General features: G+C 45.8%; 11 protein-coding genes. All 11 read right to left on the reverse strand.

Annotation, left to right across the window (positions count from 1 at the left end; all coding sequences use genetic code 11):
- Positions 1 to 37 precede the first annotated feature (37 nt).
- Positions 38 to 1,156, reverse strand: coding sequence for an ABC transporter ATP-binding protein (locus tag ACVA58_RS11485; protein WP_446510579.1), 1,119 nt, complete (start codon positions 1,154 to 1,156; stop codon positions 38 to 40).
- Positions 1,157 to 1,669: 513 nt separating this feature from the next.
- A complete protein-coding gene (locus ACVA58_RS11490; RefSeq protein WP_446510580.1) occupies positions 1,670 to 5,092 on the reverse strand; it encodes a hypothetical protein in 3,423 nt (1,140 codons plus the stop codon).
- A gap of 114 nt (positions 5,093 to 5,206) precedes the next feature.
- Positions 5,207 to 6,859 carry a sulfatase family protein gene (locus ACVA58_RS11495; RefSeq protein WP_446510581.1) on the reverse strand — a complete coding sequence of 551 codons (1,653 nt, stop codon included), beginning with the start codon at positions 6,857 to 6,859 and terminating at the stop codon, positions 5,207 to 5,209.
- 45 nt (positions 6,860 to 6,904) lie between these two features.
- Positions 6,905 to 9,292: a beta-glucosidase BglX gene (gene bglX / locus ACVA58_RS11500; RefSeq protein WP_446510582.1), complete on the reverse strand. Its 2,388-nt coding sequence runs from the start codon at positions 9,290 to 9,292 to the stop codon at positions 6,905 to 6,907.
- Positions 9,293 to 9,692: 400 nt separating this feature from the next.
- Positions 9,693 to 10,085 carry a DUF2799 domain-containing protein gene (locus ACVA58_RS11505; protein ID WP_446510583.1) on the reverse strand — a complete coding sequence of 131 codons (393 nt, stop codon included), beginning with the start codon at positions 10,083 to 10,085 and terminating at the stop codon, positions 9,693 to 9,695.
- Positions 10,086 to 10,692: 607 nt separating this feature from the next.
- Positions 10,693 to 11,916, reverse strand: a complete 1,224-nt coding sequence (locus tag ACVA58_RS11510) for a hypothetical protein (protein ID WP_446510584.1) — start codon at positions 11,914 to 11,916, stop codon at positions 10,693 to 10,695.
- 5 nt (positions 11,917 to 11,921) lie between these two features.
- A complete protein-coding gene (locus ACVA58_RS11515) occupies positions 11,922 to 13,784 on the reverse strand; it encodes a VWA domain-containing protein (protein ID WP_446510585.1) in 1,863 nt (620 codons plus the stop codon).
- A complete protein-coding gene (locus ACVA58_RS11520; RefSeq protein WP_446510586.1) occupies positions 13,777 to 14,745 on the reverse strand; it encodes a VWA domain-containing protein in 969 nt (322 codons plus the stop codon). Before ACVA58_RS11520 ends, ACVA58_RS11515 begins: the two co-directional genes overlap by 8 nt.
- On the reverse strand, positions 14,739 to 15,197 hold the full coding sequence (locus ACVA58_RS11525) for a DUF4381 domain-containing protein (RefSeq protein ID WP_446510587.1): 459 nt from the start codon (positions 15,195 to 15,197) through the stop codon (positions 14,739 to 14,741). The genes ACVA58_RS11520 and ACVA58_RS11525 overlap by 7 nt, the downstream gene beginning before the upstream one ends.
- Positions 15,190 to 16,158 carry a DUF58 domain-containing protein gene (locus ACVA58_RS11530; protein ID WP_446510588.1) on the reverse strand — a complete coding sequence of 323 codons (969 nt, stop codon included), beginning with the start codon at positions 16,156 to 16,158 and terminating at the stop codon, positions 15,190 to 15,192. The genes ACVA58_RS11525 and ACVA58_RS11530 overlap by 8 nt, the downstream gene beginning before the upstream one ends.
- Positions 16,140 to 17,108, reverse strand: a complete 969-nt coding sequence (locus tag ACVA58_RS11535) for an AAA family ATPase (RefSeq protein WP_446510589.1) — start codon at positions 17,106 to 17,108, stop codon at positions 16,140 to 16,142. Before ACVA58_RS11535 ends, ACVA58_RS11530 begins: the two co-directional genes overlap by 19 nt.
- Positions 17,109 to 17,298: the final 190 nt, after the last annotated feature.

A 17,298-nucleotide genomic window follows, 5' to 3' on the forward strand; every position in this document is an offset into this window, starting at 1 on the left:
AATTAAACTACCTATACTATAATTTTAAAACTGTCAGTTATTCTGTCGGAATAAAAATATTTTCTTCGGTGCTTTTATCAAAAATATGGCATTTATTCATATTGAAAGAAATACGATGCACGCTTTGTTTGCACAACGTAACATCAGGGTTTACATGCTTACAAATCATCTGCTTACCATTAAAATCTAAGTAAACAAAAGATTCTGAACCCATTTCTTCCACTTCGGTAATATTTGCATCACAACTATTTTCGCCTGGCTCCATAGAAATATGTTCAGGGCGTAAACCTAAGTAAATATCTTGGTTATTATATTGCTCAGCTGTTGCTTGCTTCTCTTCAGGCAATTCAAATAAATGACCATCTATTTCAACTGCCATTTTATTTGCATCTGTTTTAGTTAGCTTGCCTTCCAACATGTTCATTGTTGGTGAACCAATAAATTCCGCAACGAACTTATTAACTGGTTTGTGATATAGATTCATTGGTGTATCGACCTGCATAATCGCTCCGCGATTTAGTACACAGATTCGATCACCCATGGTCAACGCTTCAACCTGATCATGCGTTACATAGATCATCGTTGCAGGGCGGCCACTTTGTTTTAGCTCATCATGCAAACGTGAAATACGCATCCGCATAGAAATACGTAGCTTGGCATCCAGGTTTGAAAGCGGTTCATCGAACAAAAAGACTTCAGGCTTGCGAACCATGGCACGGCCGAGGGCAACACGCTGACATTGACCACCGGACATTTGACCCGGTTTACGATCTAGAAGCTCTGAAATCTCAAGTAACTCAGCGGCTTCTTTTACTCGACGCTCGATTTCATCTTTTGGCTTTTTACGTGTTTCCAGGCCAAAAGCCAGATTTTCGCGCACTGTCATATGTGGGTAGAGCGCATAGTTCTGGAACACCATTGCAATACCACGATCTTTCGGTAGAACGTCATTACAATGCTTATCACCGATATGAAGATCACCACTGGTAATGCTTTCAAGCCCGGCAATCATTCGTAGTGTGGTCGATTTGGCACAGCCCGAGGGACCAACCAGCACCATGAACTCACCATCCTTGATGTCCAGACAAAAATCATGAACAGCGTGATAACCATTCTTGTAAATTTTGTTTATGTTTTGCAGCTTGACCTGGGCCATAACCGTACTCTTCGTAGAAAATTGTTTGTGTTGAAACGTTTCTACAGATAGTAAGTAAACCCCCCCATACTGTCAACAAGAGCTAGCAAATCATGTACATAGGTCACACTTTTTTCCTTACCTCTTTCGAAACTACGTTAAAAACACCAAAATAAACAATAAAAACATAAACTTAACCAACCACCCTGGCATTGTTAATAAGTTTAAAAAAGAGCCTTTTGGCAGTCAAACTAGGACTATATCGCTGTTAGCCAGGCAGTCATTTACCAAAAACTTGATATAGCTCTAACTTTGCAATCCCAATATTATAGAAATAGCACTGCATATTTTTCACTCATTTCGAAACGTTTTGCCTACTCCAAGAGGCTTTAGTGCATATAATGAGAACATACTTAATACCCAATGTTATGTAAATTTCAGCTAGACCCTTTAAATCAAGCACATAAAAAAGCCCAACCGCATTGCGGTTGGGCCTTCTACTTGGCAGAACTGTCGCTCAAAATGATGAGCTAACTAGTAGCACTGGGTCCCATAATTACAGTAATTATCATCAAGCATCTTTTGCTGATAAACACGCACGTCATCCAAGATGACATAGCTAGGTTCTGCGCTATTGCTGTCCTGCTTCATACGCAATACTAAGTTCAGCGCAGTCTCTCCCGGGCGTTTACGTACGGTGACAGTGACCTCTTCAGGGGTATCATTATCAATAAAGCCGACATCGCGCCAATCACCCGTTGGGGTGACACCTGAATTAGGTGGACTTTGTGGGTTTTCAATGTCGAACTTAATTTCAAACTTTGCGTCGGTCAATTGACGACGCTCACCAACCTTAAACCGCACCAGATAACGAGTGCCGACAGGATCGTCCGAAATATCAATACTTCGTTCGGCACTTTGCCAACTTGTCACACCGCTGCTTAAGTCAAATTTAAGTGAGTTATTCCCTTGGATGACTTCATTACTATCATTGGTAATATAGACATTGCTATCCAATTCCCAATTTGTAGTGCCTTGTTCAAAGTCACCATTGATAAATGGTTGCTTCGCTCCGAAAGATTGCAGCGCTGTGTTACCAAAAACAAAGGCCCCATTTCCTTCCGTCAGGTATTCAATATGTAAGTACTTGGCACCTTTTGGTTGTTTTACGTCCACCGTCCGTACGATCGCATCCCAGTTAGCGAAAACATTACCACTTTCTTCACTGCCATAGGCGTCTTTAATATTCCCGGTATCCGACCAGCTCAACCTTACTCTTGCCTTCCCAGAACCTGATTGTGGCTCAATAAAAGCGGACACACGGTATTCGCTATTTTCGAGGGCATTCGGTAAGTAGACAGCTTGGGTTAAATTCGCAATACCGGACAGCGTTGCACCATTGCCATAGATACTGCCTCCACTCGTCGTATTACCCGAAAGGGTTTGCCAGCCGACATCAACACCTTGCTCGAAGTTAGGGTTCTTGAATATCACGTCACGCCCAGCCAATGGTGCGGTAATATTGTGAATACCCACAATATCATCTAGCTCTACCCAGTCCCCTTGTGGGTCAACCACGTCGAAATCAGCGAAAACCTCACCGGTTGGCACGATAAACGGCGAACGATGATAGCCAAACTCTTCAGTAGTGCCATCGGACCGTATACCCTTTATTAACCTTGGTGTCATGGTCGAATAAAGCAGCTGCTGCCTGCCTTGTTCGTTAAAACCAATCAGGACTTCAGGACGATAGAATGTATTGCGAAATTTCTGCACCACACCCGGTTGAATAGTTTCGGCGAGGCCTATTGCGCCATACCAAAAATCGGCAATGCCGACGCTCATTTTGTCGTAATTAGGCATATTGCCAGACCAACGCATCAACAGTTGCGCCTCTTTGTCTCCCGCGCTGATCATAGTCTGACGTCGATCATCTCGGTATGCCATATAAGCACCAACTACGGCATCAGTTTTACCGAGTTGGCCAAAGCCGCTCACCGCTGGGAAGTGAATAAAATCATCTGGGTGATCGGTCGGGCCGTCATTGTAGTAGTTGCCGTTAGAGTTAGGGCTATGGCCCGCTGAAAACCCAGCAAAATAGGTAAAGCCCATCTCATCGGTTTCTGATTGGGTCAGCGCAAAGTAATTATTATTCTGTTCCGCCCATGATTTGTCATGGAAATGATGGTCCAAGATAAGTGGGCCACCCATGATGATAAATGCCGAGTGCGATGATTTAATCACGGGCTGATCAAGCAGCTCGTAGTCATACAGAAAGTTTTCTCTGTCATAGGTAAACTTGCCATAGTTCCGTGTCGCAATAGGATCTTGCGCCGCTGCAATATCACCGTACAACCAGGTTTCGTTGGACATGAGGCGATTTAGACGAACCGGACCGAAATCATCTGAATCCCAGGTGATACGCTGCTCAGCTCGCACAACATCTCCAGAACGCTGGAACACCTGCTGAAGGTACTTAGCATAACTGACAATATTAGGGTTATCCGGATACATTTCTGCCGCTTTGATGGCCGCAGGTAGGAACTTCATACTAATGTAAACCTGATACTGGGGATTATTGGCATTGATTGACCCATCGCTGTTGTAGTTTCGAACGAAATGACCATCGATACTTTTCACCCCACCCTTACCGTCTTCATGCAGGCCCGCGTGTCGTTTGATTAATAGCTCAACGTAGTCCTCTATTTCAGGATCATGCTCGACTTGATCTGCCACCATCAGCAAATACAACGCCCAACCGACATTATCGGCAATTGGCGTCGTATTAGGATTGGTATGCTCAAGTTTTCTATGCAGAAAGCCTTCCGGTGAGGCGAAATTGCCTGACATTCCAGACGCGGTTAGCCCTTTGATAGCCTTAACGTATTCCGCCAGTTCATCCCGCGTCCACTCGTCAAAGCTCATCCGTTTATCGTTATTGTCCTGCAACATGAACGCGCTATCATCCACAAACAGTAATTGGCCATCCGCCGTTAGGCTGAAATCATGCCAAGGCGTATCAGAGAGTAGATATTGAACCGGTGATAATTGACCACTGCTACGTACTTTTTCTATCGGTGTAAATAGCAGTCCCGTCTTATCATCATGTTCCATGCTGATGTAAAGGCCCGCAGACTCTTCATTACCATAAACCCGGCTGAATGCTACACCAGTCAGATTATCTTGCTGATATACGCGCTGGGCTGATCGACTGTTATGCGGCAGTTTATAAACGCTGTTTGGCGTCTGAAGGAATAGATTCCCAGCCTCCATATCAAGCGCGATATCCTGCACAAAGCCTGTAATTGAAATCTCATCAACAGCAAGTTGGCGACCTACATTCTCAACTTCATAGGCAGCATTACGATCAGCTTCAATTCGGTATACCACTGAATCTCCACCTACAAACAAGCTTGAAGAAAAGTAGTTCATACCGACACGGACTCTTTCGCCAGTGTTTTTCTCCTGTAAAGATAAACGATGAAAAACAGTCAATGAATCAGTATTGGTATTGTAGGCAAGAATGGCATCATCGCGCTGCCCTGCCTCACTATCACAGACTGCAAGGTAGAGAAAACGCCCCGACGGAGTGAATGTCATGCCACACAAAGCCGTGTCGTGGTTGAGGTTCATATCGGGTAATAAGTCCACGATATCCGCCGCCTCAATACGGTGCTTCAGCGTTTGATGAATATCCCTAATTTCGATATTCAAACTTGCAGGATCGGCAACGGCATAACTACCCGCTAATTTCGCCGTAGCCACACTTTGACCACTCCCCCCATTGAATGACCATGAACTAATTGAAACATCCGTTGAGGGCCATTCTGGAGGCGGGGTACCGGGTTTACCATCACTATTGCCGCTACCAGACCCCCCACCACAACCTGCGATAGATGCAGCGAGTAAACTAATAGAAAACAGTTTCTTATAATTATTTGTGACCGTAATTTTCATCGTCACTTTTCCTCTTTGAACACGCTTGGATATAAAAATCGCGCCCATGCAAGGAGCGCGTAAGGATATACTGAACGGCAAAACCGGTAACCCTGCGGTTACCGGTTAAATAAATTACTTGAAGCTATGGGGAAACAACTCTTCCAAAGATGGGTTAGGATGGCGTTCCAACGGTACATCTCGCCATTCTTTCAATGGAGGCACGCCATATTCATCCTGCAACTCTGCTAGGCGGTGGATAAGACGTCCTACTTCTTCCTTGTAACGAGGGTCGTCAATCGCATTAACCATTTCCGATGGATCGGCTTCCAAATCGTAAAACTCCCACTGGTCATCAGGGTTGTAGAAGTGGATCAATTTGAAACGACCATCTGACACACCATAGTGTCGAGCTACATCATGAAACCCTGGGAACTCATAATAGTGGTAATAAAGCGCATCACGCCAACCACTTTCACCTTGACCAGAGAGCAATGGTAACAAGGATTTTCCATGTACATCAGATGGCGTTTCCAAGCCAGCTAACTGCATAAATGTTGGTGCATAGTCGATATTCTGCACCAACCCATCAATAACAGTACCGGGTTTGATCACCCCAGGTAACTGCATGACAAGTGGCGTAGAGAAAGACTCCTCATACATGAAGCGCTTATCGTAGAAGCCATGCTCACCAAGGAAGAAGCCTTGATCTGAGGTATACACGACCAAGGTGTTATCGCTCAAGCCATTCTCCTCAAGGTAATCAAGTACCTCACCGACGCTTTCATCAACCGCGACAATGGTTGCCAGATAGTCTTGCATGTAGCGCTGGTACTTCCACTCTGCCATCTGTTTTTCAGACCAGTTAGCTTCATTGGCATTCATGTAATCATTACGAGCCAGATAGGCCTTATCCCATTCGGCACGCTGCTCATCGGTTAACCGCGCTAACAGATGTGGCCAAATATCTTCACGCCACTCGCCTTCTCCTTCTGCCACCGTCATCTTGATATCGTGACCATCTTGGGTGTGGTTCGCTATCGTCATTGTCTGCTTGCTTGCAGCCATCCGCCCTTCATAGCTATCAAAGAAGTTATCTGGCAACGGGAATTCTACGTCTTCAAACAACTGGGTATGACGAGGAGCTGGCATCCAGTTTCGGTGCGGCGCTTTATGGTGCATCAGCAGGGCAAAAGGTTTTGATTTGTCCCGCCCTTTATCAAGCCAGGCTAAGGTTTTATCAGTGATCAAATCGGTGGTATAGCCCATTTCCATCTTCACACCGTCAGCGGTGATAAAATCAGGGTTGTAATATTCACCTTGGTCATTAAGAATTTCCCAATGCTCAAAGTTAAACCCGTTTGGAATGCGGTTAATATGCCACTTACCAATCATGGCTGTGGCATAGCCTGAATCTTGAAGGGCATTTGGCCAGTTAAACTGGGTACCATCAAAGATCTGGCCATTATAGGTAAAGCCGTTTTCATGGCCGAATTTGCCAGTAAGCATTGCCGCACGACTTGGGCCACAAAGAGAGTTCGTGACATAGGAACGTTGGAATTTAGCACCATTAGCAGCAATACGGTCAAGATTCGGTGTTGGAGCAAGTTTTGAAATAGGGTGACCATAGGCGCTGAGCGCCTGGACCGCATGGTCATCTGACATAATGAACAGAATATTCGGCCGCTCTGGGCTGGCACCTGTGCTTTGCTCTGCCGCAACTGCTGAGTTGACGAAAGGCAGGGTAAATACACCCGCTACCAAAGATGATAACAGCGCTTTTTTCATAAAAGTATCCTTCAAAAAAGCCCGTCAAAGACGGGCTAATTATGATTATTTTTCAATAAGCTCAAAGCTTGCTTTCTGGACGTTGTCTGAAGCCGTACCGACAAAGACATCAAACTTGCCAGCTTCCACTCCCCAACTCATATCTGCGCGATAGAAGGCCAAATCTGCAGGAGTTAAAGTGAAAGAGATGGTTTTCGTCTCGCCTTTATCGAAATGTACTTTTTCAAAGCCTTTTAGCTCTTTGACAGGGCGGGTAATCGACCCCACATGCTGACGGGTATAAAGCTGAACCACTTCCTCACCGGCGTAATCACCTTTGTTACTCACTGCCACGGAAACCGTTAATTCACCGTCAATGGAAAGTTCGTTACTGCTGAGCTGGATATCCCCATAATCAAACTGGGTGTAACTCAGGCCGTGGCCGAACGCGTAGAGTGGTGTATTCGGTGAATCATCATAACGAGACTTATAATGTTCCTGACGCTGATTCGGATTATCCGCAAAGTAAGGGCGTCCGGTATTTTTCTGGTTGTAGTAGATTGGCACCTGTCCAACAGATCGCGGGAAGGTCATAGGCAACTTACCAGAAGGTGAATAATCGCCAGACAAGACATCAGCGACGGCGATGCCCCCCATCGTTCCTGGGTACCAAGCATGCAAAATCGCATCGACATTTTCATCTGCCCAACGTAAATCATTTGGGCGACCACTCATGACCACCAAGACCATTGGCTTACCAAGCTTTTTCAGCTCTTCCATCACCTGCTGCTGATTGCCCGGCAACGTCAATTCAGTGCGGCTTGAAGCCTCACCCGACATACGCTGCTCTTCGCCCATCACCATCACGATGACATCCGATTTTTTTGCCGCACTGATCGCACGTTTCATCTCTTTTTCAAGCGATGAATCATCCGCAGCAATACGTGGAACGCCGATGCCTTGGAGGGCATCAATGTCCTCTTTTGCAGTGATATAGTCGTAACTTGCACCTTTGGCGTAGTTGATCTTAATGTTTTTACCAAAACGATGTTTAAAGCCATCCAATACCGTCACAGGATGCGACTTGCGATCTCCCGCTGCAGCCCAATTACCAATCATGTCTGCCTTGCTGTCAGCTAGCGGACCAATCAAGGCAATAGACTTAATTTCCTCATCTTTTAGCGGTAAAGTCTGGTTGTCATTTTTAAGCAACACGAAAGACTTACGTGCTACATCACGTGCCGCATTTTGATTTTCCACACTGAGAATTTCGCGCTCGGCTCGCGATACGTCATTGTAGCGGTATGGGTCTTCGAACAGACCAAGACGCCATTTCATCTCTAGGATCTGGCGAACGGCGGTATCAATTTTCTCTTCTGAAACTTTTCCTTCCGCTACCAACTCTTCAAGGTAATTAATATATAGCTGACCAACCATATCCATATCAGCACCAGCATTGAAGGCAATTTCTGCTGCATGCTTATCGTCACGAGCATAGCCATGCGGAACCAATTCATTGATAGCGGTATAGTCGGTCACGACAAAACCTTCGAACCCCCACTGATCACGCAAAATATCAGTCAGCAGGCGCTTGCTCCCTGTGGCAGGGATACCGTTCAAGTCATTAAATGATGTCATGAAAGTGGCGACACCGGCATCGACCATCGCTTTAAATGGAGGCATCTGCGTGGTCCAAAGCTCATGCTCTGAGACGTCAGTAGTGTGATAATCTCGCCCCCCTTGGGACAAGCCATAACCGACGAAATGCTTAGCCGTTGCCATGATGGTATCTTCTTGGCTTAAATCGTCGCCCTGGAAACCTTCAACACGGGCCACCGCCATAGCCGTTGATAAGAACGGGTCTTCACCAGCCGCTTCAGAAACACGCCCCCAGCGAGGGTCTCGAACCAAGTCAGCCATCGGTGCAAATGTCCACATAATGCCATCAGCAGAGGCTTCTTTTGCTGCAACACGAGCGCTAAGTTTAGCGGCCTCTAAATCCCATGTTGCCGCTTCACCAATAGATTGAGGAAATATCGTTTTATGGCCGTGGATGATATCGTGACCGACAATCAGCGGGATACCAAGGCGCGTTTCTTCAACAGCAATACGCTGAAGCTGTCGACCGAAGTCGGCACCATAGGCATTAAAAATGGCACCAACCTGCCCATCTTTGATTTGTTGTTCATATGACTCATTAATGAACGGACCAGTGGTATTGCGAAAACCGCTTTGCAAGTCAAGTTGGCCAACTTTCTCATTTAACGTCATCTTGCTAATCAAGCCACCAATATAGGCGTCCATTTTCTCTTTATCATCTTGCCAATGCGCTGATGACGCAGACTCTGTGCGCTCAACATTTATCATGTCACTAAACATTGTTGAACTTGCCATTACATAACCACCCATTGTCATACTCAGCGCGAGCAAAGTCGGCTTTATCACTGTTTTCATACCATTCCCGAAAAATCTTCAAACCCATCTGGAAGCTTTGTCTTACAGCAAAATAGTCGCTCTTATGCAGCTAAAAGCCGTATCGTTTCGAACAACAACCCAAAAGGCAAAACATTAAAAATCAATAAATTAAAGTGACGAAAAGTGAAAGTTTATGTTTTTATACGCCACAATCAACCATAAACAATATGATGGATACTAGTTTAGTCGAATCATTTCGACAACTGTGTATTTTCAAAAATGAGACCCAATACCCATTTACGATCTGAGTTGATGGCTAGATGGAAAGGAGGGAGAAAGCAGACACTGAAAGAAAGTTGCTGGTAGACAGCCTGAAGACAAGAAAGCCTGCTGAGAGGAGCTAACAGGCTTAATGAATAAAACTCGCAATTTTAGGTTATTAGTATTCGTATGTATCAATTGATGATTCGTAGGTCCCTAACTCCCAGTCGTAATTCTGTTGATTGATCTCATAATCGACCCAACCGATATTATACTGCTCTGCAAAGTTAGGGTTTATCCCGTCACAGGTGCCTTGGTAAAACAAACCACTCAGACCAACATCATATCCATCTTGATTGCAAAATGCTTCGAGGCCAGTGACATACCCTTTCTTGTAAGCGACAACATCCACTGATTCAAGCCGTGATGTCTCTATCAACTTACTTCCACGCATAGCCAAGTCATAACCAAACTGCTCCCATGTTTGGCCTTTATCAAGGGCGATGGTTGATGAACACCCCGCAAGTACCAGGGCAACACTAACGACACTTAGCTTATTATTTATACCCATAATCAACTCCTTAATGATAAAGCTACAGTGAACATATGAAGAGTAAAGTTCTATTATTAACCTTATCCTAAAATATAAAATACGCATTTTAATAAAACTAATAATTAGCAATTAATACCAATCAATATATACAACATATACCATTATCATGATTTTATCATATGGAATGCAATGGCTTGAGATACGAATCGATAAAACATATATCTTTATAAAACTATAATATTTTTGTTCTATATATTATGCTTCAATAGAAATCTATCGAAACCCAAGATTAAATTCGACACCAACAAAATAAGTAATGCAATAAAAACAGCAACATATAGCCACTGCACCCACAAGGCAATGAAATTAAAACTATATTACCAATAGAAACCTCCCACCTAAGAACTATTATTTCTACGAAATAAATCATTTTATCTTGTATGCTAGCGCAATATATTTACATAAATTTACTACATCCTAAGATAGAGGCTGACACATTGTCTTATTTTTAGGATGCTCGCGCCAGACAACTCATATTTATATTGAACGCAGACTTAACCAATAACAAAAAACGGTAGCTTATTGCTACCGTTTAAAATGATATCAAGAAATGACAGACCTCTAACTATGGCTCTAGCTGTGCGAAGTCGCTTTTTATTTTAACTTCTAGTCTTCGTTCTTTAAGGTATGCAAGTACTGCCATTCGCTCAGGCTCACCATCCGTTGGTGTGGCACTGTAAAAAGTAGCAAAATACGCATCCATTAATTGGCTGCACGCCTTCTTCACATCAAGATCAGCACTCCCCCAAGCCCTTACAACCGCTTGATGGTTTCTCTGCTCCAATGCTGCTTGAAGACAATTATCGGCCCTTACGATGCTGCCCGTGGCCTTTCTAGCCCCATTAAGCTTCTTATGAGCCTTATATAAGCGATTAAGTGTCAACAGCCATAATACACAAACAATCATTGTGGCATACCGCCAATGATCGTTGCTTGGTTCATTTTTATCCAAGCCCTCAAGTGCCAGTGTTTGGGTCTGGTTAGGCAAAATATTTAGAGCCAGTCCATCAACCGAAGCTAGCATGATCTCGCCATTGTCAGTATCGAACCAAGGAATTGATATGCCCTGTATTTCGAACATTCCTTCTTTGCGGGGTACGATTACCTGCCGTAATGTCATTTTCATCCCATCATCAACGTCTTTGAACTTCGGCTCTTCGCTATAGACATGCATGCTATCTGGATAGTCCACCATCAACTGGGGAAATGAATCAATATTTCGGCCCTGAATAAGCAGGCTGAGTGTCCGGGTGATAGAATCACCCACTTGTACCGCTGAGGCTTCGGTTGACCAGTATTGATCCAGGGTTACCTTTTCTGAAGGTAGCCAAAGCCCCTGGTAGCTGTCAGGCTTTGGGCGGCTTTCGAGGGTAACGGTATCGGCCTTATTCCTAGCCCGTCGACGAGTACCGTTTTCATTGATAGCAACATGTGTCAAAGACGCCCCATCAAGAATAATGCTGCCTAATTTTTCAGCCGCGACATGAAATCGATAAGTCGAGATCCTAAACTCTTCATTATCAATAAAATAGTACTCATGATCTTGGCTTCCTCGTCGAACACTAACCCCTTCAGCCCGAGGAGGATTTACGCGACTGAAGTGAACATCTGCCCGCGATTCTACCGTCAACAGATAGGTCGCTTCAGTTTCAGGAAAAACGGTATCTCGCATTAGTTCTGCCGAGAGGCTAATCAAATCGTCGGGCCGATTAGTATCCAAAGCATCGGCAATAGCGTTAAACGGCAATAGTATTAAGCTAAACAGCAGGATAGAAGTTCTTCTTATCATTTCAATTACCACTCAATCTCGGTTTGTTCGGAAGGCTCTTTTAGTGCAGCCTGCAATAGCAAGAGGTTTTTGAGTAACAGGGTGCGGTCGTCCTGGATTTGGGTAAGCCGGTTCAGCACGGGATTGATTTCACCCAGTTCACTCAGCTGATGACGAATAGCTTCTATATCGTCTTCCGTTGGCGTGCCGAAATCTAAATCAGTGGCTCCGGCAGTGAATTCATCAGCATCATACTCCCCGGACTCGCCAGACTGCTGCTGAGGAGGGTGGAAGTCCCCGCCACTGTCAGGCGAAAACTGGGGATTATCAGATTGATTATTCTGAGAGTCGCTGCCGGTATTTTCGCTCTCCCCTTGCTGCTCTGGGACGTTTTCGGTATCGGGATCCGTTTCTAGGTTGTCCTGCCCACCACTATTGTCATCAGAGCCTTTATCATCTCGCTCCTCGTCGCCGTCGCTGTCACCGTTTTCTTCCTCATCCGAGTTGCCATCATCTCCCGCTTCACCACCTTGCTCTTGATTATCAAAATTTTGGTTTTCAAGAGCTTGTAGCGCGCCTTCAACCAATCCGAGATTAAACTTGGCTCCTTGATGATCTGGGTTACCTTCTATTACATCACGGTATTTAACTGCCGCTTCTTCCAACCGCCCTAACTTAGCCAGCGCATTGCCAGTGTTGTAATCACTACTCTTGTCAGTCACTTGAGAAAACGCTTCTATAGCACCTTGATAATCACCAGTTTCATACAAAGCAACGCCTAGCCAGGCTGGGTCAACAAAGGTATTCGCAGCATCTTGATAGTTTTGTTGTTGGTAGAGCTTATAACCTTGCCGATCGGCATTGCTCCAAATCTGGTTCAACTCATTCGCTTCTACAGGAGAAGCAGGGACCAACAACACTAACCCGATTGACCAAATTACCCCACGTCGGAAAGCAAACAGCAACATACCTGCCAATGGCCACAGCAGCCAATAACCATCGTTGATAAACTGGCTGGATAACCCTTCAGACTGCTCCGCTAACTCCGTCAGGTTGCGTATCTTTGTGAGAAACCCATAGAGCTGCTCTATATCTTGCTGTGAGTGCTGGTAAGTCAGCGAGATCCCCCCCGTTTGCGCGGATAAAGCGCTCAGACGCTCAGGAACCAAACGGGATATCACAGGCTGATCGTCACTACCAAGATGCGGCTTACCATTTTCATCGTACACTTCCGCCCCTTGCGTAGTGCTAATAGCGTAAGTGGATAAGGTGTAGGGCGTTCCCCTTAGAGCATCTGCTATTTGTGTCCCTTCAGTGTCACTGATCCCCGAGGTCACCAAAAGAATATCGCCATAGCCAAAATGGGTCTGCTCCAATAAGGTAATCGCTTCTTTTACACCGGCTGCCGCATTCTTGCCAACGCTCGGCATGACATCTGGCGACAAATGTTCAATATGTGTCAGTACCGTATTGTTGTCATGGGTTAAAGGGCTAATGGTGTAGCCCTCATTCGAATAAGCTACGAGGGCGATATAGCCTTCATCGATCAAGTTAATCAAGTCGGAAATTTTGTAGAAGGCCTGTTGGAAACGGCTTGGCGAAATGTCTTGGGCATACATAGCCTGCGACATATCCATCACGATAACCCTCGCCCGTTCATGCTCAGATTGAGGCCTGTCTTGCTCACGCCAATGTGGCCCGGCCATAGCCACCATCGCAACTACCCAAGCCAGGGTAATCCAACAGTTGGTACGGTTCCGTGAATAAAAGTGATGTTGCTGTAAGTGCGGGGCTATCAGATCCTGCTGTCTCCGGTGGTATTTCAGCCAAAATAGAACAGGAGCAACCAAAAGCCCAAGCAACCATAAGGGAGCAAAAAAATTAACCATAATGCCTCCGGTAGGCTGTCAGCATTACCATTAGCACCACAGTCATAAACAACGGGTATGGATACAGATCATAGCGTGGCTGCCAGGTTTGTTCGGCATCGGATATTGGCTCCAAGCCATCAATCAACGAGTAAACTTCGGCAAGTTCATCTTGGTTACGGGCTCTGAAGTACTGGCCTCCTGTCAATTCGGCGATATCGGTTAAGAGCGACTCATCCAGGTCCCAGGCTGGGTTGGTTTCATGCAACTCCCCGAACGCGTTTTCGACCATCATTGATTCAGCCCCTAGACCAACACTGTAGATGGTGACATTGCTTTCCTTTGCCAGCTCTGCCGCCGCCATAGGTTCAACCGCTCCAATCGTATTACTGCCATCACTCAATAAGATCATAACCCGCTGTGGTGCTTCACTGTCGATAAAGGTCTTGGTCGCGATAGCCACCCCTTCACCAATCGCTGTCATATAGCCAACCAGCCCCAAGACAAGTTGATCTATCTGTTGTTCAAGGTTACGAATATCGAGAGTTAGTGGTGTATGGAGGTAACCATGATCAGCGAATAGCACCATCCCCAGTCTGTCCCCTTCACGACGGCGGACAAAATCGATAAGAACACTTTTCATGGCCGTCATCCGACTAATGGCTTCACCATTCCCCCCGTTCATATCTTCAATATCCATCGAGCCGGACAGATCAACCACCAGCATGACATCGCGATGCTCCATCGGAACACTGATCGGATTGCCAAGCCAAACTGGCCTGGCTATAGCCGTTACCAAAAAAAGCCAAGCCAAAAGACTCAGCGCTATAGGGACTCTGCTAGAATAAATACTGCCTTCAAGATCACTAGGCAACCGCCCTAACCGAAGAACAGCAATAGGCTGTACTTCCGCGACATAACGACGAACAAGCCATGGCAAAGGCAGCAGCAAGATTAACGCTAGATAATCAAACGCTAACATTTCCCCTCCGGCTTAAGTTGTGTAACCCATAACCGGCTTGCACTAATGCATGCTACCCAATGGCTTTCGTATAATGGCCGGTTACCATAAAGCCCTGCAGACCAATGGTGTTTCAACGGCATAAACTGCGGTGTATCGAGCTGTTTATCCAGCCACCCTAACCATGCCTCACCGGTCAGGCCTGCCACTTCGTTGCGCGGAAAATATGTCAGAGCGACACGGCGCAATAAGATATCAAGCGCCGGCAAGTCCGGTTGCTGCTCTAATAGCAACAAATGCCGTAATGCTTTGCGCTTGATTCTGCCTTGTGCATAGCGGTAGAGCTTCACCCCAAGCCCAATAAGTACAACCATGGCAATGCAGCCTAACGTTAACCATGCCGAGGTCGGTAAAGGCCACCAGCTGGGCTCTGTAGGTATATCAAGTGGCGCTAAGTTTAATGCATTATCCACGCAGACCTCCAAGCTGATCGATCAACGGTACGCCAGCAGAAACGTGATAGACCGGTGACTGAAGTTGGTGTGAGAGCTCTGTCAGGCGCTGCTGGTGAATTTCGAAGTCATGCTGTAATGAGTGAACCGTTGATCGCTTGCCAAAACTCACAGGTATGGACCGTTGGTGATCACCGAGCCAAAATCGCCCCTGATACGTTGTTTCGCCCCTTTCAATCGGATCAAAAACATGAAGTAGCTTCAACTGGTTGTGCTGAGCCAGTTGCTTCAACCTTTTTTCTGCACAAGCAGAGAGCCGGTTAAAATCACTGACAATGACCAAGTCACTGCCTTTCGGGCATAGACGATGTAACTGGCTCAACGCACTCAAGAAAGTATCGTGTTTAGCCATTGGTCCACTTCCCATACTCACCCTTTGCTTGCCCTGCAGCGCTTGAAGGCTCTGCTGGTGAATAGTTTTAACCATATTAATTATTTGCAATGGACCTTGCTGGCGAGCTGAAGGGTTACAGTCCGCCACCCGGTCATTCCCAATAACAACAGCACCAATCCGATCTTTCTGTGCCACCGTCAGCCAACAAATCAAACTAGCAATATGGGCCGCTTGTACAGATTTGTATAAGAGACGCGTCCCGTATTGCATCGTCGTGGACAGATCGATAGCGAGCATCACCGGGCACTCCCTCTCTTCGGTATATAACTTGGTATGGGGCTTCCCTGTTCTTGCCGTGATCCGCCAATCGATAGACCTGACATCATCGCCTTTTTGATAAGGACGAACCTCAGCAAAATCCATCCCCCGCCCTTTTCCCGTGCTATCGTGGTGGCCGCTTAAGTATGACCAAATACTGCGAGATGGCGGAAGCCAACGTACAGACTGTTTTTGGTAGTGCAACAGCTCTGCCAGTGACAGGTGAATACCATCACTATGCGCAGGAAGGTTCATGCGCTGGTTACCCATGTCAGTAGTTTTTTAATAATTAAATCGTTTTCGATTCCCTCTGCCTGGGCCTCATAGCTACGTAACAATCGATGGCGCAGCACCGGGTATGCCATCGTCATCACATCATCAGGAGTCACGAAATCACGTCCAGATAACCATGCATGTGCACGCGCACAGCGATCCAACGCCAGCGTCGCACGTGGACTGACACCCATTTGCAGCCAACTTGCCAGTTGATCGTCATACCTTTCAGGGGCACGTGTCGCCATTACCAAGCGAATAATGTACTGCTCAATTTCTTCAGCCATATACAGCTCAAGAACTTGTTGCCGCGCCGAGAAGATCTCCTGCTGTGATAAGTGCATAGCTTCTTCACCTTTCACTCCTAGCGCCTCACCACGATTAAGGCGAAGAATCGCCAATTCACTTTCGCTGTCTGGGTATTCAACTTGAAGTTGTAACAAGAAGCGGTCAAGTTGAGCTTCGGGAAGCGGGTAAGTCCCCTCCTGCTCAATTGGGTTTTGGGTCGCCATAACCAAAAACAAATCAGGAAGTGAATAGGTTCGCTTACCGACTGTAATTTGTTTCTCTGCCATCGCCTCCAGCATCGCAGACTGTACTTTAGCCGGAGCACGGTTAATTTCATCAGCAAGCACTAGCGAATGGAAGATCGGGCCTTCCTGAAAATCAAAGCTGCCCGTTTCAGGTCGGTAGATATCGGTACCGGTTAAATCAGCCGGCAACAAGTCAGGGGTAAACTGCATTCGCTGGAAGCTGCCTTCAATACAATCAGCAAGCACTTTTACGGCACGAGTCTTTGCCAGCCCTGGCGGGCCTTCCACTAAAATATGACCATCCGCTAATAAAGCAATCAGCAGCTGTTTTACCAAATCAGGCTGACCGATAACCTGAGACTGAAGATAACGATTTAGGGACTGAAAAGTCTCTGTGAGTGAATGTTCTGGCATGGAAAACCTCTTGGCAGCCTAAGAGTCGAAACGTTTATACTGATTTCAGCAAGAATATCAATTATTCTGTTACGTGTAGTGAGTAAAAGCAGAATATGTGAATGTAATCTCACTATTGCCTACCTTATAAACCCTGATATACAAGAGATTAATTAAGTGTAAAAGATAATTTTTATTATCAGTTTGTGGT

Source organism: Photobacterium sp. DNB22_13_2 (assembly GCF_052873915.1).